This is a genomic window from Mesorhizobium sp. P2_D1, from assembly GCF_056404455.1.
Genome location: NZ_JBFUDZ010000008.1, coordinates 110,166 through 132,483, shown reverse-complemented (window position 1 = coordinate 132,483; position 22,318 = coordinate 110,166). Strand labels below are relative to the sequence as shown.

Below are 22,318 nucleotides of genomic sequence, written 5' to 3'. Positions count from 1 at the left end.
TTACGCCAAGTCTCCCTTGGGCAACCAAGTCTCCTTCAGGCATCAGACAATCGCCGCGGCGGCGCACGCAACGGGCGGCTGGCGCTCGACACCCAAATCATGACGGAGCCCCAGCTTTCGCGATATGATGCCTGGCTGCTCAACAGCCAGGCCGCGGGACAGAGCGGCCGTCCGGCTTGCCTTCACCGGCGCGGCCATTGTGCCTGCTACGTCCTAGCCGCCTACCGCAGATCCAGCTGCAGCAGGCCGCTATAGTCCTCCGCGGTCAGGAAGAAGCCCTCGTCGATCGCCTTGGCCTTGAAAGCAGAATCGTCGCGCAGGTCCCGGAATTCCGGCTTCAATGTGCCTGACGCGTTGAAGTAGCGATCGCGAAAGGCCGTCCGGTTTAGGTCGGCATAGTCTCCGCCCTTGCCTGCGACCGTGCAGGATTTCAGTTCGGTTTGGTCGGCGGCCGCCGCCGGAAACGACGCCCTCGCGAAGTCCATCGGCCCGATGTCGGGGGCAATGCTAGCCGGATACTTTGTAATGCACCGGACCGTTCTATCCGCGGCCGCCACCGGCAGATCGAAATAGGGGGGCCGCAGCCCCTTGGCCGCGAGGTAGGCGAAGGTCCGTATGCGGTTGGCCGCCTTCAGCGCGTCAAGGTCCGTGGTCTCAAGCGCGGTAGCGCCGATCTTGATACTGCTGGAGCCGCTGATCGCGAGAATCTGCTGCTCCAGCCAGGCCCGATCGCGATCGATCCAGGCCAGGAAGTCCAATGGCACAGCAGCCGGCGGTCGAACTTCCTCGCCCATGGATTGCGTCGAAAATGTCGCTGCGGTCATGAGTGTGACCCCGGCGAGAATGGCCGGAAGCCATCGGTTCTTGAGCATGTCATGCCTCCATTCCTCTATGGCGACCAGCCACCACTAGTAGTTGTTGCGCGGCCTGATACCGAGCATGTCCCGCAACTGGTTCTCTGTTATGTCGTCCGTCCGCATCGTACCGCCGACTCCGACGGTGCGAGCTTCGGCGTCAGGGGCTTTGTATGGCTTGCCGTCGACACCGGTATAGCGGACTTCTGCCATGCCGGTGTCCTTACCGGCCATCATGTGCGTGGCGTGAATCTGTTCGTGCGCCAGCACGATACCCGGATCTGCCGGCGCATCGAGCACAACTTTGCCCGTCGACTTGTCGAATTCATCCGAGGTTCGAGTTCTCGCTGTCGCCGGGTCATACCTGATGACGACGTCCCCGGCGGTCGTCTCCGGGTTGGTTTTCGGATCCTTCACGTCGGCTTCAGTGTGGCCAGCGACATTCGTAATCGTGGTCGTCTGCGGGTCGTCGATCACCCGGCGCGTGAGCTCGCGGCCCGCGTCGAACGAATTCGACCCGGTAACGAAGCCCTTCACGTCCAGCCAAACGCCATGCAGGAAGCTTTGCGACACTTCGCCGGTCTTGCTGTCGACACGAGCAGTTGGGTCGGTTCGCTGTAGATCTTGCTCCACCTGGCGTTTGTAGGCGGCATCGTCGGCCACGATCTCCTTGAGACCTGTTGGGTCGACGAAGGCCATCGGGTTGTTGTTGGCGTAGGCGAATAGATTGCACGACGTTGGGTTGCTCGTGCATCGCTCTGGATCACCGACATACAGCGGATCGGGCGAGATGAAGCGTCCGAGCGCCGGATCGTAGTATCGGGCACCATAGTAGTAGAGGCCTGTGTCGTCATCGAGATACTTGCCGGTGAAACGATGATGGGTCTTTTCACGCGGCAGGTCGGCCGCGACATCCGTCAGATGCGTCCCCCAGGCGGGAGACAGCATCTCGGGCTTATGTTCCGTGCCGTAGGCTTTGTAGAGCATCTGCTCGACCGGGACGCCGTCTGAAGCAATGACGTAGTCGCTGCTCTCAATGTGATCCTTCAGGTAGTAGAACCACTTGCCTGTGCCATGTTCCAGCCGCACAAGCTTGGAGTCGGCGATGTTGACGTAGCTCTCCTCGCCTTTGGGGCCGATTTCGAACGTCTCGACCGGGTAGAGATAGAGCTGTTCCGGCCCATTCGTCGGCGTCACCTTCTTGTAGAGGCGACGACCGGTCTGGTCGTAGCCGTAGAGCACTTCGTTCGTTGCCGTCTGCGCGCGGATCAGCCGTCCGTTGATGTCGAACACCGTCCCGGTCAATGTCGGCGATTTTGCCAACTGCGCGAAACCGTCGAAAGCATAGGGCTTTGCCGCGGTTCCAGTCGGTATGAGCCCTGTTGCCGAACCGGTCGCTGGCGCGATTGGCGCGCCAGGTTCCAACTCGTCATTGCGCGCGAACGTTCCGGCGGGTGAATAGGCGAATTCGGCCGGCTGGCCGTAGCGATCGATGCGGACGAGCTCGTTCTTGAAATTGTAGTGGAACGTTCCAGACCGGTCGACATGCCCCTGATCGCCCGCGCCTTGCGGCAGTCCATCGACGATCTGGGTGATCGATCCATTGCCGTTGAAGGTCATGGTCAGATCCTGCAACGGCTTGTCTCCGGCCTGCGTTACGATGTGGGTGAGGAACAGGGTCGCCGGATCGTACGACATCTGCGTGAATGCGCCGAGGCGGTAATCGACCCGCTCGATGCGCGACTCGGCATTGTAGGTGATATTCTCGATGATTTTTTGGGACTCCGAAAAATCGGGATGCGTGACCGTCACCGACCGCAGGTTCTTGTCCGGCCCCAGCGCGAATTTCGACGCCAGGCCGCGCGGACCTTCGGACGAATCGATGCGTCCGTCGAGCGTATGGTGGAAATGGTCGGCGTATTTCGCGCCGTTAATCTCCACTTCGTGCGTCACCATCCGGCCGTTCCGGTCATACGCGTAACGCTGGATCGCATCGAACGCGCCGTTGGGATCGTGAATGGTAATCTGCGTCGTGTCTCCGAGCGGAAGATCGATCGGCGTGTCGAAACCGGCCGCGGATGCGACCTGGACACCTCTGTCGTACTGATATTCGAGGTGAAGAACGCCGTCGTTCACTTCGGTGAGTTTTCGGTTGAGGAAGTCGTAGGTGTAAGTCTGGATCGAGCTTTCGCCATTGGTTCCCACGCGAGCGATCACCGACTGCCTGCCGCGCCCGTCATAGAAGGCGTATCGGTCGCCCATCCCGGGGATCGCCTGGAATTCGATATCGCCGACCGAGTTGTAGATAAGCTTCCGAGGCGTTGCTTCGCCTGGTAGCCAGATCTCGCTCAAATAGCCAAATGTATCGCGCACAAAACGGGAGATATGTGTCGTGCCATTGCCGTCGGTGGCGACGAAGGCAGTCACACCATTCTCGTTGCGCAAGGAGTACTCACCGCTGTGAACGGTGCCGTCGAACTGATCATTGTAGGTTGTGACGGTGTGCGTGCCCCACGGACCGAAATCCATGTCGGATATCTTTCCCGAAGGGTGGGTTTCACGGACCATCCGATCGGCTGCGTCATAGGTGTATGCGTTGCCGACTTCGTGATCCGGGCGCGGAATTTCGCCAAGATCGAAAACTTTCTGCAGGTTCAAGTCGTCGACCCCGCCGAAGCTCTTCACCACGAAGGGCGTCCAGCGGAAGACCTGCTTCGCGTTGCGGTTGTAGAGTGAGAAATGGAACACCCGCACGCCGCCTTCCGCGACGTTCTCGAGGTCGGCGATCTTCTGGCTGCGCGCATCATAGGCGGCGAGATCGGCTATGAACTCGCTCTCGCCCTCCGGTGTCTCGGCAGCACTCGCGTAGCGCCGGCGGGCAGTCAGGATCAGCGACGGTCGTCCATTCTCGCCGATCTTGTAGGTATAGAACTTCTCGGCGCCGTCTGCGGCCGCTTCCCGGGTCTTGCGTCCGAGCGCGTCGTAACTGGTCGTGACGACCATTCCCAGCGGGCTGGTAGTTGTCGCGACCGCACCCTGCCGCGGGCCGTCGTAGGTCATCTTCGTCGTCTGGTCGAGTTCTGCAGCAACACCGGACGGCTTGGTGTGGCTAAGCAGCAGCGTGCCGGTGGCGTCGTAGACCGCAAGCTCGGTCGTTCCGAGTTCGTCGGCAACCGAAATACTGTTGCCGAAAACATCATAGCCCATCGTCTTCGCCAGCTTGCGGCTGGCGCTGCGGAACTGCTCCAGTGCGGGCGGCAGCGCGCCCAGGCCTGAAAGGACCTCAAGCGAGCGCGATCCCATCCTGCCGCCGGAATTCGGCAGATAGGTGAAGCTCTCGCGGCTGAGCAGCCGCGTCCCGGCGAGGATACGCCGCTCGGACGCGGCATTGACGATGCCGAGCGCCGCGAGATCGGTGCGCGACTGAGCGTAGTCTGTCTGGGTCGTGCGGCTGAAACCGGGAACTATAAGGTTCTCCGGGCCAGGGACGTCTCGCACCCGGACCGTCTCCGAAGCTGCCATGTTGAACGCGTCGAAGTCGGCATAGGACTGGGTCTTGACCGGATCCTTGCATTCGGGATCGGCCGGATCCTGCTGCTCGGCCTGACCTGCGGATTCGGTCAGCGTGTCCTTGACCTTCCTCAGATAGGACGAACCGTCGCCACGCGAAAATGCCTCCCATACCGACGATTCGCATTTCAGCATCATGCCGGTCGTCGGCAGCTTCTGGCTGCGCGTAGCGGTCGACAGCGAGTGCAGCGCCGCCGCTGACGGATCGAGCGTCTCGGTTGTCTCAGCGCTCGCGACGAGCGTCGCCTCGGGCTTTACTTCGTATGTCTTGCGGATCTTCAGCTTGCCGGCAAGGTTCAGGTCGGCCGCCCTCTCCGCGAAGGTGTAATACTGTTCGCGATCGAGGCGGGAACGCTGCGTGACGCGCTGGCCGGCCGCGTTCTCATCGCCGTAAGCGACCTTCTCGACCTCCGAGAAGCCGATGAAGCGGCGATTGATCACGTCATAGAAGGGATTGTGGTAGAAATATTCGTCCGTCTGCACTTGGGCGCGAACCTGGCCGGGTATGCCCTGCGACGTGACGAGCTGCTTGGCGACGACAACGGGGAAATGCAGGTTGCGCGTCGGCTGGCCGTTGGCGCGGTCGCGCAGCATCTCGTCGATCGAGGTCGCATAGCGAATGTCGTGGCGGCGTCCGGAATCGAAGTCGACGACCGTCAACAGGTTCGCCTTGACGAGTTGCATGGTCGCGGTTCGGTTGAAGTCGATGATGACGACGGGCTTCACCTCGTCACCGGACGGTTTCTGGAACACGATGATTTCGGTCTGGCCGTCGCCGTCGATGTCGGCGACGCGCGAGGCGAAGGTCTGTGTCGACGTGCCAAGTTGAACCCGCAGATTGAGCGCGATGCTGAGCGGATCCTTCAGGTAGGTCCCGTCGCCGAAGCCGAGCCAGATGCGCATCTGGTCGGTGCGCTCGCCCATCGACGCGAAATCGATGATGCCGTCGCCATTGGCGTCGATGTACCACATCGTTGCGAGGTTCTCGCCGGGCTGCATGCCGCCAATCTTCGAGAAGGTGCCGTGACCGCAGACCGGATCGTTGATCGCGGCGTCGCCAAACAGGAGCGCATTCGGGTCCGTCGAGAAGATGTTGCCCTGGTTCTCGTAGAGGCAGAAGCCCTGGTCGGCTGGACGGATGACGACGAGATCGGGCAGCCGGTCGCCATTGATGTCGACCATCCGCACATTGTTGCGGCCGAGTATCTGGCCGTCCTGACTGTTGAATGGGAACGCCTTGGTCAGCGCGCCGAAATTGACGCTGTAACCGCCATCGGCCTGGCGCCGGGTGAGATTGAGAAATATCCGCCATTCGGTGCGGCCATCAGCGTTGAGGCGCGTCGTGACGATGTCGGACATGCTGTCCATATTGACGTCGGCGAAGCGGCCGTTGCCGCCCGCGAATGTCGTCGGCGAGACGCCGGGCAGCGGGATCGAGCGGCCGAGATAAGGGAAGGTCCCATCGGCCTTGCCGTCATAGACGTGCATCAGCCCGTCTTCGATTTCGACGATATCGACGAAGCTGTCGCCAAGGATGTCGGCAAAAGCGAAGCGATTGTCGGTGAGCCGGGGCGCGATCTGGCGCATCAGTCCAGCCTCGGTCGGACGCGACAGCACGAGTTGGGTGGTGTCGCCGAAGGCGCTGTTCAGGTCGCCGCTGCCGAGATGCACGGTCGCGCCGTCATCCTTGGTCTGCACGATGTCGACCAGTGCATCCATATTGAGGTCGGCCAATTCGAAATTCTGAGGGGGGATGTCGCCGGCGAACGCCATCTTCGGCGCTTCGAACACGACCGGGCGCGACGCCAGTTCGGCGCTTGTCCACGACGAATAGCCGAAATTGATGTCCGGGAACTTCAGCGTCGATTGCGCCAGCGCCCCGCCGCCGGTGTCGCCATACCGGTAGAGCACCCGCAACTGGTCGAGCACATTGACTGACTGCGTGTCGATGAGCGGCGTCAGGTCGGCCTGAGCCTTCGCCAGGCAGTCCGGATGCGCCCTGACGACGAACTTCGAGGTGTCATTGGTGTCACGGCCGACATATCCCATGCACCATTGGGCGTAGACGGTGTCCTTGAATTTCGCCGTCACCTTGCCGTAAAGCCGGGCGTTCTCCTGTTTGCTGCCATTGGTGTGGCTGACGAGGGTCGATTGCGTCTCGATCAGGTCGAACTGATAGCTGCTCTGACCGCCGGCGAAGCTGGCCTTTGTCAGATAGCTGCGTCCACCGAAACGCTGGTAGTCGTAGCGGACGGCTTCGCGGTTGGCGCTGAGCTGCAGCACCAGCGGCCATTTCGTCACGTAGGGCTTGGCTATGTCGAAATTGCCCTCCGCCACGGAGGGGTCGCCGCTGAAGATCAGCCGCGTTCCGTCGGCGTTGGTCACCTCGAAGCCGGAGGGGATGGTGTCGGTGTGCAGGCCGCCTGACAGGTCGAGCGAAACGACGTCGAACGCCCCGGTGTGATAGAGAATCTTGACGAAATCCTCGGCGTATTCGGGCTTGTATTCCCAGACGCCGTTCTGGTTTCCGAGAAACACGAGCCGCGTGCCCATGTAGGACAGGCGGGAGAAGAAATCGCCGCCCGGCTTGGTGCCGGGCACGGCCGTGCCGAGATCGTCGTTGACGGCGATCTCCTGGGTATTGAACCGCCAGCCGATGCCGAGCCCGTTGCCGGTATCGCCCGCGAACTGGCTGTAGGTGAGGCTCATCTGCGGCCCGAACTGGCCACGCGTCGGCAGGGTCGGCAGTGGCAGGGTGAAGTTCGCCGATCCTGTATTGTTGTTCAGCGAGAAGTTGCCTTCCTCCTGCGTGACGGTGCCGCCCGCGGCGGGCAACTGCACGATCGAGGTCGCTGATTTGTCTTCGGCGCGAGCCGGGGAGCCGAGTACTGCGGCGCCAGCGGTCAGGGCTGCGAGGGCGGTAAGGGTCTTGGCGAACATGGGACTACCTCCGGGTGCAGGCATTACTGGTGAATGAGCGGGCCCACGATGACGTGGGGCTGGAGCTGCAGGCAGCTGGGACGCGGACAGACGACCAAAGGCTGGACGGCAAGCTCATCGAACACGTGAATATTGACGTCCAGGATGCGCGACGGCTCGCGCTTGCACGCTTCGGCGACTTGTGGGGTGAGCGGCTGCGGGAACGAGCAGATCGGATTGTTGCCGAGATAGGATTTTCCGATCACCGGATGAACGTGAACGAAGTTCTCGATCCGGTTGCCTCGCAGATCGACGATCGACAGCGCCGGAAGCGAGCCGAGCGGCAGCGCGTTGAAGACCCGGTTGTTGCGCAGATCGACATTCGACAACGCCGGCATGTTCGACAGATTGCCGACGTCAGTGATCTGGTTGTCGTTCAGATAGATGTATTTGAGCCCGCTCGAGCTGAAGCGCGGGATCGCCGACAGTCGGTTGGTGGCGAGGTTCAGTTTCTGGAGTCCCGTCAGCGATGCGATCGGGGACGCGTCGGTGATCACATTGTCGAACAGATTAAGTTCTCCCAGCGCCCGAAAATGGACCACGGGGCTGACGGCTATGATCGACTTCTTGTTCAGCGTCAGGCTGGTCAGTGACTGCGCCCAGTTCTGCGCAGCGCTGCAGTCGGCGCTATCCACGTGATCGGCCTGCATGCGGCTGTCGAGTGCCGCCATGAAGCCTCGCGCGTCGCCGAGCGCGATCGAATCGAACCGATAGACGATGCAGTATTCAGCGAAGCTGGCGTATTGCAGCGGCAGGTTGCGCATACCGGCGTCGTCGAGCAGCGGCAGGTCGGCCAACGGCGTCACGGATTGCACGTGTGTGTTCGAGAAATAGAGCTTGGTCAGCTTGTTGAGCATCCCGATGCCGATCAGGTTCGACACGGGATTGCCGTCGATGCTCAGTTGTTCGAGGCGGCGCAGTTGCAGGACGCCCTGGATCGAGGGAATCTGGTTGTTGCGGATCCAAAGCTTCGTCAGCCCCGGTATCGCCGACAGCGCCGAGACGTCGGACAACTGGTTGTCGGACAGGTCGATGGAGGTGAGATTGGCCATCACCGGGAAGAGCGAGACGCTGATCAACCCGCGGTTCTTCGCGTCGGCGAACTGGCGTGAATTGAGATCGTCGTAGGCTTTTCCGCAGGCAGCCTTTCCCGAGATCGACAGCAGTGCGTTCACTTCCGTGGCTTGCGCGGGCGTCAGAAAGTCGGTCTGGTTCCGCATCAGGCATGCCGACAGGAAGTCGGTCGCCTGCACGGGATTGTCGGAAAGATCGAGATTGATCAGGCCCGATAGCGCTGCCAGCGGCCTGACATTGACGATCGAATTTTTGGACAGGTTGAGTATGCCGAGGTTGGTCAGGCCGGCAAGCGGCGCGACGTCGGTGATGGCATTGCTCGACAGGTTCAGCGAGGTGAGTTGCGGCAAGGTCGCGAGCGGACGCAGGTCACTGACGATCTTCGACGAAAGGTCGAGCGCCGTGGTTGCCAGCAGGTTGTTGCCGACCGCGGCRCACGTGCCGCCGCCCTCCAATTCGACCATGGCGCGGATGGTCTGCCCAAGCGGGGTCGCCGCGTCGCGATGCAGCACGCACAGGTCAACGAAGCTCTGCCCGCCGTCCGAGACGATTGGATTGCCGGTGAGGTTGATGGCGAGCGTCGAGGGGAAGCTGCCGAGATTGGCGAAGTCCTCGATCTTGTTGTTGGCGAGGTTGAGGCTGGTCAGGCCGCCGAGGGCGCTGAGCGGATCGAGCATGTCGCCTGTCAGTCCATTGTTGGCGATGGACAGTGTCGAGAGCGCCTGCAGGAATTGCAGCGGCTCAAGGCTGGCGATCTTGTTGTTGTCGAGCGTAAGGTTGGTGAGCAGCGCCAGCGCCGACAGGGCGCGGATGTCGATGATGTCGTTGTCGGAGACGTCGGCCCGCGTCAGCGCGATGAGCGGCGCCAGCGCGTTGATGTTGTCGACGTGATTGCCGGAAATGTCGAGGAAGGTCAGCGTTTTGAGCTTGGTCAGCGGCCCGAGGTCGGCGATCGAATTGTCGGCGATCGACAGGCTCGTGAGGTTCTTCAGCACGGCAATCGGCTCGATCGACTGCACGCCCTTGCCGTTCAGATTCAGCGTTGTGATCGATTCCAGAAAGGCCTGTGCCGCAGCGCAGGCGGCGGGGTCGCCGAGCGCCGAGACCCCGCCGGGCGTTGAATCGAGCACCGCCATCACGGTCGCCGTCTCAGCTGGCGTGCGGTCACCCTTGACGCACCACTTCGCGAAGGTCGTCGGCTTGTCGACCAGCGGCGCGCCGGAGAGGCACGTGATGGTGTGGATCTTGCCGGCGAAGAACGGCGTTGGGTCGGCGTTCAGAGCCTGGTCGAGATTGAGCTTCAGCTCGGTGACGAGCGGCGCGCAGCTCGGAATGTAGAGCCGGTCGGAAAAAGTCGTCGCGCCGAAGTCGGAGGGGAATTGCAGGTAGTAGACGAGGCCGCTGCCATTGTCGTGCGCGAAAACCTTGATCGGATATGTGTCGCCCGACGGGCACAGCAGTGGATTGGCGGCGGGATCAGCGGCGACGATCGCGCTGTCGACGGCGGTCAACACCTCCGAAGGAACCGTCGCGAACCCAAGTCCGCGGATCACCGCTTCCTCGTCCGCCTGATCCTTGCAGCGGATGCGGTAGCCGCGCCCGTCCGAGATAAGCAGCGGATAGTGCAGCCGGTTCGCCTCCAGCCCCGGATCCTCGAACAGCACAACCTTCGGCTCGTCCGCGCGGGCCGGGCCGGTGCCGGCCACGAGCATGACCACAACAAGGAGCAATTGGGCGATGCGGTTCATCGGATCTCTCCTTTCGAGCTCAGGCTGATCGATGCGGCTCAATCAGCCCGGGCGACTGGCAGCACTACCTCTCGTCCGCCGCCTTGATGGTCCAGTAGCCTGACGGATCGCGGTCGCAGGTGAACTGAAGGGCCGGGATGTTGTTCAAGTTGCTCACTCCGCCGGCAATGGTCAGGCACTTGCCCGTCTGGACGTTTTCCGCCTGAACACCGTCGCGCGTCTCGACCAGGTTCCAGCGGCGCGAAGGGTCGCTGTCACAGTTGAACTGCAAGGCCGGGATGTTGTTTTCGGTGCTGATTCCGCCGGCAATCGTCAGGCACTTGCCCGTCTGGACGTTCGCCACCTGGAATCCGTCGCCTGTCTCAACCAGCCTCCAGCGCTGCCATTGACTGCCGTTGCAGTCGAATTGCACCGTCGGTGCGTTGTTGTCGGTTCGTCCTTCCGCGACCGACAGGCACCTTTCGGTTTGCCTGTTCACCAGCATGACTTCGGGGTCAGCCGCCCGGATGCTCCAGAATCGCGACGGATGGCGGTCGCAGTTGAACTGTAGGGCAGGGACGTCGTCGTCGGTGCTCTCCCCGCCGGCAATGGTCAGGCATTTCCCCGTCTGCACGTTTTCAGCCTGGAAGCCGTCGCCGGTTGCGGTCAGCTTCCAATGTCGCGATGCGTCCCGGTCGCAGTCGAATTGGAGGGCAGGGACGTTGTTATCGGTGCTGACCCCGCCGGCAATCGTCAGGCATTTTCCGGTCCGTACGTTCTGCAGCTGAAAACCATCCTCCGTCTCGACCAGTTTCCAGCGACGCCACTGGTCGCCGTCGCAATTGAACTGGACAGCCGGGGCGTTGTTGTCGAGGCGCCCCTCGGCCACAGCCAGGCACTTGCCGGTCTGCATGTTTGCCAGCACCACGTCGGCCTCCTTCACCGCCGTGATGCAGGCTTCAAAAATCTTGCCGGAGGCCACGGTCGATTGCTCGGGTCGACTGATGCAGACCGGATTGCCGTCCAGCGACGGATTGAACGGCAGGATGGCGCTGACGGATTGCGCCGTGGCCAAGCGGTTTGCGCGCAGGTTCGGAGCGGCGAGTTTGGTCAGGCTCATCAAGGGACGCGCATCCGTGATCCGGTTCTTCGACAGGTCAAGCGCGGTGAGCTCTTGCAGAAACCGTAGTGGCGACACGTCGACGATCTTGTTGCTGGCCAGAACCAGCCGGGTCAGCGCCCGTGCCGAGGCGAGCGGCCGTAGATCGGCGATCTGGTTGGAACTGAGGTCGGCCTCGGCCAGATCCTTCATCACCGCCGTCACGCTGATGTTGCTGATCCGATTGCGCGACAGATCGAGGAACGTAAGCTTGGTCAGCTTTTCCAGGTCGCGCATGTCGGTAATTTCATTGCCGGACAAGGTCAGGCTCGTCAGATGGGTAAGTGTCGCCAGCGGCTCGAGATTTGTCAGCCGTCGCCCGGCCAGGTCGAGCGTGCTCGACGCGAGAAAATCCTGTGCGCTTGCGCACGCCACCGGATTGCCAAGGGCCGCGGCGCCGCCGGGTGTCAGGTCGAGCAGTTCCTCGACCGTCGTCTGCTGGGCCGGATCAAGGTCATCCTTGATGCACCAACTGGCGAAGGTCGTCGTCCTTCTGACAACCGGCGGCCCCGCAACGCATGCTATGGTATGGACCTTTCCGGCGAAGAATGGCGTCGGGTCGGCGTCGATCGCCTGATTGAGGTCGAGCTTCAGTCCCTCGACCAAAGGCCCGCAGCCGGGAATGTAGAATTGGTCGGAAAGGGATGGCGAACCGAAATCGGTCGGGAACTGCAGATAGTAGACGATGCCGCTGCCGCCATCATGCGCAAAGACCTTGATCGGGTAGTTCTCGCCGGATGGACACAACAGCGGATTGGCGGCTGGGTCGGCCGAGATGACTGCGTTGTCGACGACAGTCAGCACTTGCGAGGGGACGGTGGCGAAGCCCAGTCCGCGGATCACCGCTTCCTCGTCGGCCTGGTCGTTGCAGCGGATGCGGTAGCCGCGACCTTCCGAGATGAGCAGGGGATAGTGCAAGCGGGTGGCGTTAAGCGTCGGGTCTTCCAACAGGACGACCTTCGGTTCCTCGGCCCGGGCCGGACCGGCATGGATCACCGCGAGCAGCGCCAGCAGGTGGAGCAGCGATCGGGCGATACGGTTCATCTGCCAATCTTCCTTCCGCTCTATTCGACAAGGCTGAAGCGGCCCGGCCCGCAGGCCCGGCTGGTATTGTCGTGTGCGATGTCGTTGCCCGGTAGCAGGAAACTGGCGCTGGAGGCGCTGTCGGCGAAACTGACCGCGCAGCGGAAGCCGGACACCGTCGAGGTGGTGAAATTCGCCGACGAACCGCGCTCGAGTTGGATAGCGGAGCCGACCGCAAGGCCGGCTGCCGTCGGCGCCAGCCCGTCCGAGCGACCCGCCACGACCGCCCCGCGCAACACCAGCGGATTGGCTGCGGCGATGTCGGTGAAGTCCATCCGCATCAGGCTGTCGGAAGTGAGCACCGCGCCGAAACGCGCGCGCACGAGGGTGGAGCGGACCGGCGCCTGGGCCGAGATCAGCAGCCGGGCCCGAACGCCCTGGATCGCCAGCATGTCTGCTTCAACTCTGAGCCCGCGCGCATAAAGGTCGGCCAGGCACAGCGACGCGCCGCGCGCCATCGGCGATAATCCGTCCGCCACGGTGCCGATGGTCACATCGTCGAGTGCGACCGCGCCGTTTTGAGCGATCACGGCGACGACCTCATCGGTCGTTTGATCGGCCGCCCGCGCCAGGTCGATCCGCTCGAGTTCGAGCCGAGGCAACCCGTCCGCGACGACGATCACCCCGGTCGCCGACAGGATGCATGAGGACGTGCCGGCAGGCACCCGGTTGGCGGTCCCGACGAGCCGTGTCCGCGCGACGCCGGGGGCCGGCGCCATGTGCACCGTCCTGAACGGCAATCCCTTCAGGATCAGCGCCTGCGGCGCCTTGACCGATGCGGGCAGTTCGAGCCTGAGATTCGTCCGGCCGGCGCAATCGCCCTCGGATGAGAATTGCGCCAGCGTCAGCGTACCGCCATCATTGACGCGGCGAACGCAGGTATCGCTGGCCGACCCCCGACAGTCGAAGCCGGTACCCGGCGGCGGAGTGGCGGTCAGCGCGCGATCAGTCTCGCCCATCCAGTCGCCAATGCCGGGGGCGGACAGGCCGAGCGCCGATGTTAGAAGCGGGCAACCCGTGAAGGACAGCGTCCGCCCTTCCGCGAAGGTCCAGTCCAGCCGCGTATTGCCGAGGGGGTCGAGTGAGGTGATGGACAGGCCAGCGGACAGCGGCGACAGGCCGAGGTCGATGCCAGGCTGCGCGAAGGCCGCGTGCTCGCGCTGATAGCCATCGCAATTCGATAGACACAGGTCGACGAAGGGCGCCGAACGAAGCGCGGCCACAGCGTCGGCGCCGAGCAGGGTTACCGCCTCGGGCTCGGCGATGCCGAAGAATGCCCGCAGCTTCGTCTCCGCCGCTTCCGCTGCGGCCACATCTGCGATGATGTCGCGCGTCGCCTTGCCGTCGAGGCGCGCAATCGGCAGGTAGGAGGGCTGCGCGCCTTCGCCCGGCGGCGTGTAGCGAACGACATAGACAGTGTCGCCGATGCTTTCGGCGCTGAGGAAGGTTTCGAACCGGTGCAGGCTCCAACGGGCCACGCTCGCCGCCGCTATGTCCGATGGACCGCCGAGATCGCCGCGCCCGCAATCGAGTACGAACGGTGTCCCGACATCGGGCGGCGCGGCAAAACCCTGGAGCACGCCCGGCAGTTGAAGCCGCTCGCGGATGGCAAGTGCCGCCTTGATCTCGGCGCAGGCGGTGGGCACGGCGAAATAGCCGGTGCCCGAGGGGGAAGGCAGATAGTAGTTGCCGGATGCCTCGACATCGGCCCAGATCGCGGTCGTCGCCGGCCAGTCGATATTGAATGCCGTCCCGGGGCATGGCAGCCGCGGCTGCGTCCCAAAACTGTTTTCAGTTTGAAGCTTGGCGAGCGTCGCCTCCGAGACTAGCGCGGTGTCAGCCAGGTGCAGCAACCTTTTCGCCTGGCCCGGGCTGGAGCAGCCGGCAAGTTCCACCGCCTTGCCGTCGAAAAGCGCGACGTAGACATCGTTGTTCTGGTCGGTGACGAAAGCGGCAAGCTGCGGCTCCGCGCGGGCCACTGACGTGCCCGCGAGAACCAGGGTGAGCAGCACGACCGCCTGTCTCATCTCAATTCGCTCAAGCAGCTTGCGGCGCGGGCGGGGTCCATATTGACCTCGGTCATCAAAGGATCGAGGCCGGCTGACTGGCACAGCGCCTTGACCGTGATCGAATGCGGCCCTTGGAAGTCGACCGTAAGAGTTCCATTGGTGATCTGCCCGTTCTGGCCGACGCACAGCGGGTTGTTGGCAAGCGCCGGCCGACGGCAGGTCCGGATGACGTCGGCCATCGCGCGGCGGTTGGTCAGTTCGCAGAAATAGATGCGGCAGAAGGCGGCGACCGCGGCGCGGTTCTCGGCGTCGGCATTGATGATGCGCTTGATGTCGCCGACCAGCGCGCTCGCCTTGGCCTCGAAGGCGAGGCCGTCGACGCGCGTCTTCTCGCCCGCGATCTCGCCCGATCGTTCGGTGATCTTCGGCATCAGGTTGATGTTTTCCGAGGTTATGAACAGCCCGCCCTTCCACCGGTCGAACTCGTCGAGGATCGAGGTCGCCCTCAGGATCGCCTCGCGGTAGGCGTTGTAGATCGGCCCCATCTTGGTGTCGCGCGCCGCCTCGTAGACCTGGTTCAATGCGGCGTATTCCTTGTTCACTGTGTCGGCGCCCGCCTTGATGTCATCGATGCCGGCGCGCGAACTCTGCACCAGGCCCTCGGCTCGTTTCAGCTTGCGCGAAAACATCGCGGTGATCGGGCTCTCGACGCTGGCGAAGTAGCTCTCGATGACTTTGCCGGCAGCCCCGTCGGCGAAGGCATCGATCTCGGTGTCGGACAGATTGGAGATCAGGCCGCACTGGGCGTCGAAATCGGCGCTCAAGGGCCCGGCCTGGCAGGCGCTCATCTCGGCCAGCCTCTGGTCGAGCGTTCGGTTCGAAGCGAGCCCGTCGGCATATTCGAACAGCGCATGGTTCCATTCGATCGCGTTCAGGTCGGCCTGGCTGTGCCGCCGGTCGCGGCAGAACAGCGTCTGCTCCATCCGGTTCTGGTTGCCGGAAGCCCGGTAGGCGTCGAGGTGACGCGTAGCCTCGGCGCAGGTCGCCAAGCCTGAAATCAGCCCGGCGAGTTGCTGGTGGACGGGCGGCAGTCCGCGTGTCTGCGCCTCCCGCATCAGGTTGGCCGCACGTTCGCTGTCGCTCGGACTGCGGGCCGGGCGGTGGAAGACGCAGAGGCCTTGCTCGAAGGTCTTCAGCGTGCCGTCCGGAATGGCGGGCCCCTCGCAGTTGGGAGCGTCGAGAACGCGCGATTCGATCGTATAGCCGGCGAGATTGTCGACGAAGAGGTCGCGCGCGGCCGCTCCCGTCGCGCTGAGCGCCAGACCGAGCGCTGCTGTGGCGACGACGGCTCTCATGGCGCGCTCGCGAAGATGAAATAGAGGGTGAACACGGCGCCGTCGAACGGGCAGTCGCTCGGCTGCAGCGACAGCCGGTAGGAGCCGATCAGCGGCGCGCCGAGATAAGGCAGGATCAGGCTGGTGTCGTTCGACGGTCCGGGCGCGCGCGGGAATTTGCGCGCTTGGTAGCGATCCTGCACCCAGTAGCGGATGATCCGGCTGATCTCGTCGCCACTGTCGGCCTGGTTGAAGAAGGTCTGCAACGCGACGCGCTCCGGCCCGACCGAAATGTCTGCGCGGACCTCACTCGATCCCTTGGTCAGCGGCTTGAAGACGAAGCCGCTGCCGCGGTGTTGCAGGGCGAAGCGGTTCCACTGCGCCCCCGTGCACTGGTAGTCGGTGCCGGCGAAGACATCGATCAGGGTCAGGTTCTTGCGCTCGCGGAATTTGTTGGGCGCCCACAGCGCGAAATAGCCGTTTGCTTTCATCAGCGCGTCGGTCGACGCGAAAGGCGAAACCTCGAACTCGACATTTTCGTCGAGCGCCAGCTTGCGGGCGAAACCTGAATTGGCGGGCACGACGATCTGGGCGACATCGATATTGATCTGCCGCTCGTCGAAGAAGCGCTTGGCAACGATGTCGTCGATCATCGCCTGGAGCTGGGTTGCGTTGCGCACATAGACCGCGGGCACTGTCGCCGCGTCGCCGGTGAAGGCCTGCACCACTTCAAAGCGGCGCCGCATCAGGTGCATCAGCCGGTTGGCCGTCTCGAGCACGCGCCGCTTGGTCACCAGATACTCGGGAATGCCCTTCATCAGGTCGGCGATGGTGTCCTGGGTCGCGATGAACAGATTCTTGCGCGTCGCCGGATCGTCGATCTGGGTGACGAGCTTGGTCATGTCCTCCTGCTGCTTTGTCACCTCGGCCTGAACGTTGCTCTGGAACTTCAGGATGCTGTCCTGCAGCGCGCGGCTCTTCAGGCCAAGATCCTTGGCCTGGTTCAGGCCTGCGACGAGTTCCTCGGTGTTGCCGCGCGACTGCGTGATGCGCTGCTCGACGAAGGCGAGTTCGGCATCGTTCAGTGCCAGCATCTTGTCCTTCTGCCGGTCGCGCAGTTCGTTTATCAGGTTGGTCGAGGCATTTGATTCCTCGGCGAGGCCTGTCACTGTCGTCTGCGCGGCGCGGACGCGGTCGATGCGGCCGTTGGTTGCCGCGACCAGTTCGGCGACACGTGCATTGTCCTGGTTGAGCTGGGCTTCCGACAGGGACAGCTTGTCGAGTTCGAGATTGAGGATCGCGATCTCGTTGGTCAGCCGGTCGATCGTGCGCTGCTGGTCGGTGATCTGGAAACTCAGCATGTCGTTTTCGCGCGCCTGAAGGTCGAGCCCGGCGAGGATGCGTTCGTGGTCGGATTTGAGCCGCGCCACCTGCTCGTCGATGCTGAGATCCTGGCTCTGGCAGTCAACCGCCGCCATCGAGCCCTGCAGCGTCAGTTCCTTGATCTCCTCGGCCCCTTGCGCCAGCCGGCCGGCAAGTTGGAAGTGCGTGTCGACCAGCGCCCGGGCCTTGAGCGCCTTGTCGAGGTCGAGTTCCTCGTTCGCCTGGCGCAACTGCGTAATCCGCTGCTGTAGGCCGTTGATCTGGTTGATGTTCTCTTGCGTCACCCGGCCGGTCGCTATGATCGTCGACAGGATCGACTGCGCCGCTTCGAGCGACGCCTTGACGACCTTGGAGGTGTCGATCTTGGTTGCCGCGCCGCTGGCAAGCCCGCAGGCGCAGACATTGACCTCGGGTATCGCCGCGGCGATCGCGTAGGCGGCCTGGATGGCGGTGAGAGTGATCTGTGCGGCCTGCGTCGTGCCGTTGAACGCGGCGAACCAGGCGATCACTTCGGTCAGCTGGCCGTCGACCTGGTCACGCGCCTCCTCAAGGTCCGCCTTCCTCTTCGCATAGAGGTCCCGCTCGGCTTCGTAGAGTTTCTTGGCGAAGTCCGTTTCCGTCTGGGAAAAAGAACCGCAATCGACGTTCGCAAGTTCCTGCGGCAGCGAGATGTTCGATGTGATCATCTGCTGGTCGGCGATCAGCGGCTCGACATCGGCGAAGTCGGCGCTGCCAATGACGCACTTCATGAGGAACGCTTTCGCTTGTGTCTGCGAGTTCAAGAGCTGGGCCCTGAGGCCCGACTGACCATCCGGCCCGCACATCTGGGCAACGTATTGGTTGCGCGTGAAGGCAGGCGTCACGGTCTGGCATGCCTGTTCGCCCGCGAGCAGCGGCGTGAACGGATGGTCGGCCGTATCTCCGATCAGGGCGAGCTGGTTCTCGATGCCGCAAAGCTGCTCGCGGTCGACGGCCCGGCGGCGCTGATAGAGGTCGGTCTGGCGCAGTTGCAGTTCGGTGATTGTGTCGTTGGCGCGGGCGATCGCGCCCTGGTTGTTGGCGATCTGGGTTTGAAGGATCTGCCGCTGGCGAACCGCCTGTTCGAGCTGGTTGGCGTTGCGCTCCGTCTGGCGGGCGTATTCGGTGATCTGGCTCTCGAGCGAGGAAATCTGCAGATCGAGGTTCATCTGCGTCATTTCCCAGTTCAGCAGCCAGCGCAGTTCGTTGCGCCGCTCGACCTCGGCCTCCTTGGAGAGGACGATCAGGTCGAGTTCCTGCCTGTCATTGATCTGGCGGCGCTGGTTTTCGAACTCGGCGATCTTGGTGCCGAGTTCGATCTCCAGCGACCTGATCTGCTGCCGATAGCCGAACGTGTCCTTCTCGGCGTCGACCGCGTTGATCTCTTGCTGGACAGTGGTGGCGAAGGTCTGCGCCTCGTGCTCCAGCTTGCCGATCTTGTGGGCGATAAGGTTGACTTCCTGGCTCCGGATCGTCCGCTCCTCGTCGAGCGCGCGCGTCGCTTCGCCTTCCTTGTTGGCGTACCACCGCTCGACCAGCGCCTCGACATTGCGCTCGACCTCGGTCAACCGCAGCTCGCTCTCGGCCAGGGCCTGCTGCAGGTCCTCGAACGGGATCGTCGTGAACTGCATCGGGTCGATGTTGAGGAACAGGAAGCCCTTGCGCACGCTGTCCATGCGCGCATCGAGGTCGCTCTGCTGCAGCAGCAGGTCGGCGCGCAGGTCGTCGTAGGTGGACTCGCCCGGAATATCCATCTGCGTCTCGACCAGCACCCACATCGCGGCCTCGTAATTGGTGTAGGCCTTGGAGAGGTTGGGTTGGCTGTCGAGGCCAGCGCCTCCGACGGCACCCAGCGTATCGCTGACCAGGAAGTCGAGCGCCTTGACGCGTGCCTCCGAGACGGTCTGGTACCAAACGTCGCCGGTGTTCATCAGCAGCTGGATCTTCAGCGAGGACAGCGCCGTCAGCTGCCGCACGAAGGTGCGGTAACTCGCATCTGCTCCCGCCGCGGTGCCCTGGTCACCGCCTTGTTGTCGGGCCAGAATGCGAAGACCCCGGTCGACGATCTCGATGCCTTGCCGGCCGAATTCCTGCGCCGCTTGCGGCGAGACGGGCGTATCGTTGCGGCTGACGCCGCTCGCCGACGACAGGAAGGGCATGTCGGCGGCGAGGAACAGGCGATAGCGTCCAAGTTGCAGGTGGCAGTCGAAATCGCACACGATCGCCAGTCGTCCGGTCGTCTCGTCGCCGCAGGTCGTCAGGAACTGTTCGAGTTCGGTGGCGACTTCACCCATGTATTTCACGTCGGCGCGGAAATTGGCGATCTTGAGCAGCGTCGTCAGCTCGCCGGCATGGCCGGCGGCCGCGTCGATGTCGAGCGCCATGCAGTCCTGCCCGCGCGCCATTCCCGCAGCGCCGAAAACGATGCTGGCGACCAGTCCACAAAGCAGGAAGAACCGTCTCATGGTTGCCCCGTCGACAGAAAGACCTCGGAAATCTGGCGCACGTGCCGGGCGAGTTCGGCCATCTGCGCCTTGGAAAGCGATGGATTCTGGAACCGCCCGACCACCGCCCGGGCATGGTTGATGCAGTCCTCGTAAGGGCCGTTGATCGTCGCGGTCAGCGCGCCAGTGTCGAGCGTGAGGTCGAGCCTCGAATACGCTCCAGCCAGTCCTGCGCAGGAAGAAAGCTCGGCGGTGATCGCCGGATCGTCGACGACATGCGCGAGGCCGGACAGAGCCGTCATGACACCTTCTATCTGCCCGACGATCTGCGTCATCCTTGCCTTGCCGTCTTCGAACTCCTTCAGCGATTCCGGCTGGTTGAGGCTGGAGAGGTCGACAGCCTGCAGCGTGGCGATCGTCTCGGCTGCCTTCAGCTGATCCTCCTTGACGAGCACCATGTTGGCCTGTGCGTTGCCGAGCACACGCTCCAGCTCCATCACCTCGGCCGACTTGATCAACACGTCCATCTCGTTGACCAGTGACTGGTATTCGGTCGAAGCGGCGTTCATCAGGTTAAGCGTGTCGTCGACCTTCGTTCTGACCGCCTTGACGATCTGCGCGCGCACCCGCGTCTCGATCAGGCCGGTCGTCTCGGCGCGCCCACGTACCGGCTTGACCGAACAGACCAGTTTCGCCAGCGCGTCCGAACCAAGCCGTGCACGCACGGCCTCGACGATCGGGAACAGCGGACGCCAGGCCGCTGGCAACGAATCCAGGCTGGCGCCCGACAAAGGCCCGGCATTGATCTCGTTCATCCGCGTCAGGTGCCGGCATTTCTCCGGCAAGTCGGCCCCGGAGAAGTAAAGCCGCCCGGTAATCAGATAGGCCTCGACGGCGGCGGCGTATTGTCGGCCGACGAGCGCAGCGAGCTCTTCGGCGCTATCGGTCGAGATTGGGGCGAAGAAGCGGTAGCGGCTGAGGTAGATTTCTGACCATGCGAGCCTTCGCATCAAAACCGAGGCGTCGTCGGCCGAAAGCGGGATGATCGGGAAACCGACGCTGCGGCTGCCGCCGGAGGAGCCCGACGCCTCGCCGACCACCTCGCCAGTGAAGGGCAAGCCGAAATCGGGCTGCGTCGCCTCGTGGCTCGGTTCGACGGCGGCGGGACCGGGGGCGAGCAGGCTGAACCGGCTCGTCTCGGGCGTCGCGTTAGAGAGCGTCGCGTTCCAGAAACCGTCGAGTTTCTCCGAAGTGTAGGCGCGCTCCAGGATCGATGCGGCACCGGCCGCGCCGGCCAGGACGCAACTGACAATCACGGACAACGCGATGGCTCGGAAGCTTGTCATCGGCAGTACCACACCCTGTCGGCAGCGCCTGCCTGGGCGCAGATGCCGGTGGCCGCGCCGTGGGCCTTCCAGTCCGCCTTTACCTTGGCGAGATCGTTGAATGCGCCTTGGGCGGCGTTGTCGGCATGAACCTCGGCGTCCAGCCGCCAGAAGGGCTTTGCCGGATCGGTCGGCAGCAGCACCCCGATCATGTTGATGTGGAAGGCGGAGACCTTGAGAAAATCCTCCGCGCTGGCGACCGTGTTGCGATTGAGATTGGCGTATTGCTCTGGCGTGACGTTGCCCAGTGCCCGCTTGAATTCTCCCTCCGACACTTCGACCGAGCGCAACATCTGCGTCGTCTTCGCGGCCAGGCCGTCGAGGATCGAGGTGTTGGCGACCAGCGTCGCGCCCGCCCCGGTCACCGGTCCGAAGATATCAGCGAAAATGACGCGGATCGCCTTCAGGTGCGTTTCGGCCGACTTGATCTCGACGCGGCGCAGGGCGATGCCCGTCTCGAGATCGGACGCCCGACTGACGAAGCTTCTCAGCGCCAATTGCAGCGTGTCGAACGAGGAACGAGCTTCCGGCGGCGGCTGCAGGAACACCGAGCGTGCATAGCGCACGGCCTCGCTACGGGCGATGTCCTCGACGGTGGCGCGTGTCAGCGCCGATTCCGGGCAGCCGGTGACGTCGCCGAGGTCGGTCAGCATCTGCGCGGCATGATAGATTTGATCCATCTGTCGCATCGTGCCGAACGAGCCGCTGGTGGTGAACTCGGCCTCGACGCCGGACAGGTAGTCGGTCAGGTATTCGCGCGCGAACTTCACCATCTCGCACTGCACGCCGGCGGCGCGCTCGCGGATGTGGCGGCCGTAAAACGATGCGCCGACGAAGTATTTCTGGTCGGGCGTCGGTTCGAACCGCTCGACGAAGAGCGACTGGATAACGGTATCATATTCACCGCAGGCATAGGTGCGCTCGAGGCATGCGGAGTCGGTCTGCAGGTCGCACTGTGACAGCGCCTGGCCGCACATTTGCTGAGCTGCGGCAAGGTGAGTTCCTTCGCCGTAGACAAGGAAGGCTGCCAAGACAATCGCCGGATTGAAGACGTATCTCTTCAGCAAGACGAGCAAAAGAAAATGCACGAAAGCCCCCCGGCCACCGAAGCGGCAGCCTCATCGCTCTTTACAGGCAATATCTTTGCAAGATCAATTTTGTATTGGATCGTTACAGCGAGGATCGGCCACAAAAAGCGTGGCTAACTCAAAGTCAACTTCGCCAAATAACGCATTTATAGAATGTAAACTAAAACGGATTGGCGACCAATGCACCTGGTTTTTGGCTTCCGTAACGGAA

The 22,318-nt window shown here is 63.1% G+C and carries 9 protein-coding genes; all 9 read right to left on the bottom strand.

Translation table 11 applies throughout. The features are described 5' to 3' along the window. Positions 1-221 precede the first annotated feature (221 nt). The 9 genes from AC1D0I_RS09380 to AC1D0I_RS09340 all read right to left on the bottom strand — a co-directional run bounded on the left by AC1D0I_RS09380 (position 222) and on the right by AC1D0I_RS09340 (position 22,050). The gene (locus AC1D0I_RS09380) at positions 222-872 is read right to left on the bottom strand and encodes a hypothetical protein (protein WP_477394593.1); all 651 of its coding nucleotides are present in this window, start codon (positions 870-872) and stop codon (positions 222-224) included. Positions 873-908: 36 nt separating this feature from the next. After that, positions 909-7,364, bottom strand: a complete 6,456-nt coding sequence (locus AC1D0I_RS09375) for an RHS repeat-associated core domain-containing protein (protein WP_477394591.1) — start codon at positions 7,362-7,364, stop codon at positions 909-911. A gap of 23 nt (positions 7,365-7,387) precedes the next feature. After that, positions 7,388-10,225, bottom strand: a complete 2,838-nt coding sequence (locus AC1D0I_RS09370; RefSeq protein ID WP_477394589.1) for a leucine-rich repeat domain-containing protein — start codon at positions 10,223-10,225, stop codon at positions 7,388-7,390. Positions 10,226-10,289: 64 nt separating this feature from the next. Beyond that, entirely contained in the window at positions 10,290-12,407 is a 2,118-nt protein-coding gene (locus AC1D0I_RS09365; RefSeq protein WP_477394587.1) for an RICIN domain-containing protein, read from the bottom strand. Between the two features lie 20 nt (positions 12,408-12,427). Continuing rightward, positions 12,428-14,458, bottom strand: a complete 2,031-nt coding sequence (locus tag AC1D0I_RS09360; protein ID WP_477394585.1) for a hypothetical protein — start codon at positions 14,456-14,458, stop codon at positions 12,428-12,430. Positions 14,459-14,469: 11 nt separating this feature from the next. Next, positions 14,470-15,810, bottom strand: a complete 1,341-nt coding sequence (locus AC1D0I_RS09355) for a hypothetical protein (protein ID WP_477394583.1) — start codon at positions 15,808-15,810, stop codon at positions 14,470-14,472. Then, positions 15,807-19,655 carry a hypothetical protein gene (locus AC1D0I_RS09350; RefSeq protein ID WP_477394581.1) on the bottom strand — a complete coding sequence of 1,283 codons (3,849 nt, stop codon included), beginning with the start codon at positions 19,653-19,655 and terminating at the stop codon, positions 15,807-15,809. The genes AC1D0I_RS09355 and AC1D0I_RS09350 overlap by 4 nt, the downstream gene beginning before the upstream one ends. Further along, a complete protein-coding gene (locus tag AC1D0I_RS09345; RefSeq protein WP_477394579.1) occupies positions 19,652-20,980 on the bottom strand; it encodes a hypothetical protein in 1,329 nt (442 codons plus the stop codon). Before AC1D0I_RS09345 ends, AC1D0I_RS09350 begins: the two co-directional genes overlap by 4 nt. Continuing rightward, the gene (locus tag AC1D0I_RS09340) at positions 20,977-22,050 is read right to left on the bottom strand and encodes a hypothetical protein (RefSeq protein ID WP_477394577.1); all 1,074 of its coding nucleotides are present in this window, start codon (positions 22,048-22,050) and stop codon (positions 20,977-20,979) included. The genes AC1D0I_RS09345 and AC1D0I_RS09340 overlap by 4 nt, the downstream gene beginning before the upstream one ends. Positions 22,051-22,318: the final 268 nt, after the last annotated feature.

Excerpts from the sequence above, each read along its gene's own strand:
- AC1D0I_RS09380 (WP_477394593.1), bottom strand. The coding sequence starts at position 872 with ATGCTCAAGAACCGATGGCTTCCGGCCATTCTCGCCGGGGTCACACTC.
- AC1D0I_RS09350 (WP_477394581.1), bottom strand. The coding sequence starts at position 19,655 with ATGAGACGGTTCTTCCTGCTTTGTGGACTGGTCGCCAGCATCGTTTTC.
- AC1D0I_RS09345 (WP_477394579.1), bottom strand. The coding sequence starts at position 20,980 with ATGACAAGCTTCCGAGCCATCGCGTTGTCCGTGATTGTCAGTTGCGTC.
- AC1D0I_RS09365 (WP_477394587.1), bottom strand. The coding sequence starts at position 12,407 with ATGAACCGTATCGCCCGATCGCTGCTCCACCTGCTGGCGCTGCTCGCG.
- AC1D0I_RS09375 (WP_477394591.1), bottom strand. The coding sequence starts at position 7,364 with ATGTTCGCCAAGACCCTTACCGCCCTCGCAGCCCTGACCGCTGGCGCC.
- AC1D0I_RS09355 (WP_477394583.1), bottom strand. The coding sequence starts at position 15,810 with ATGAGAGCCGTCGTCGCCACAGCAGCGCTCGGTCTGGCGCTCAGCGCG.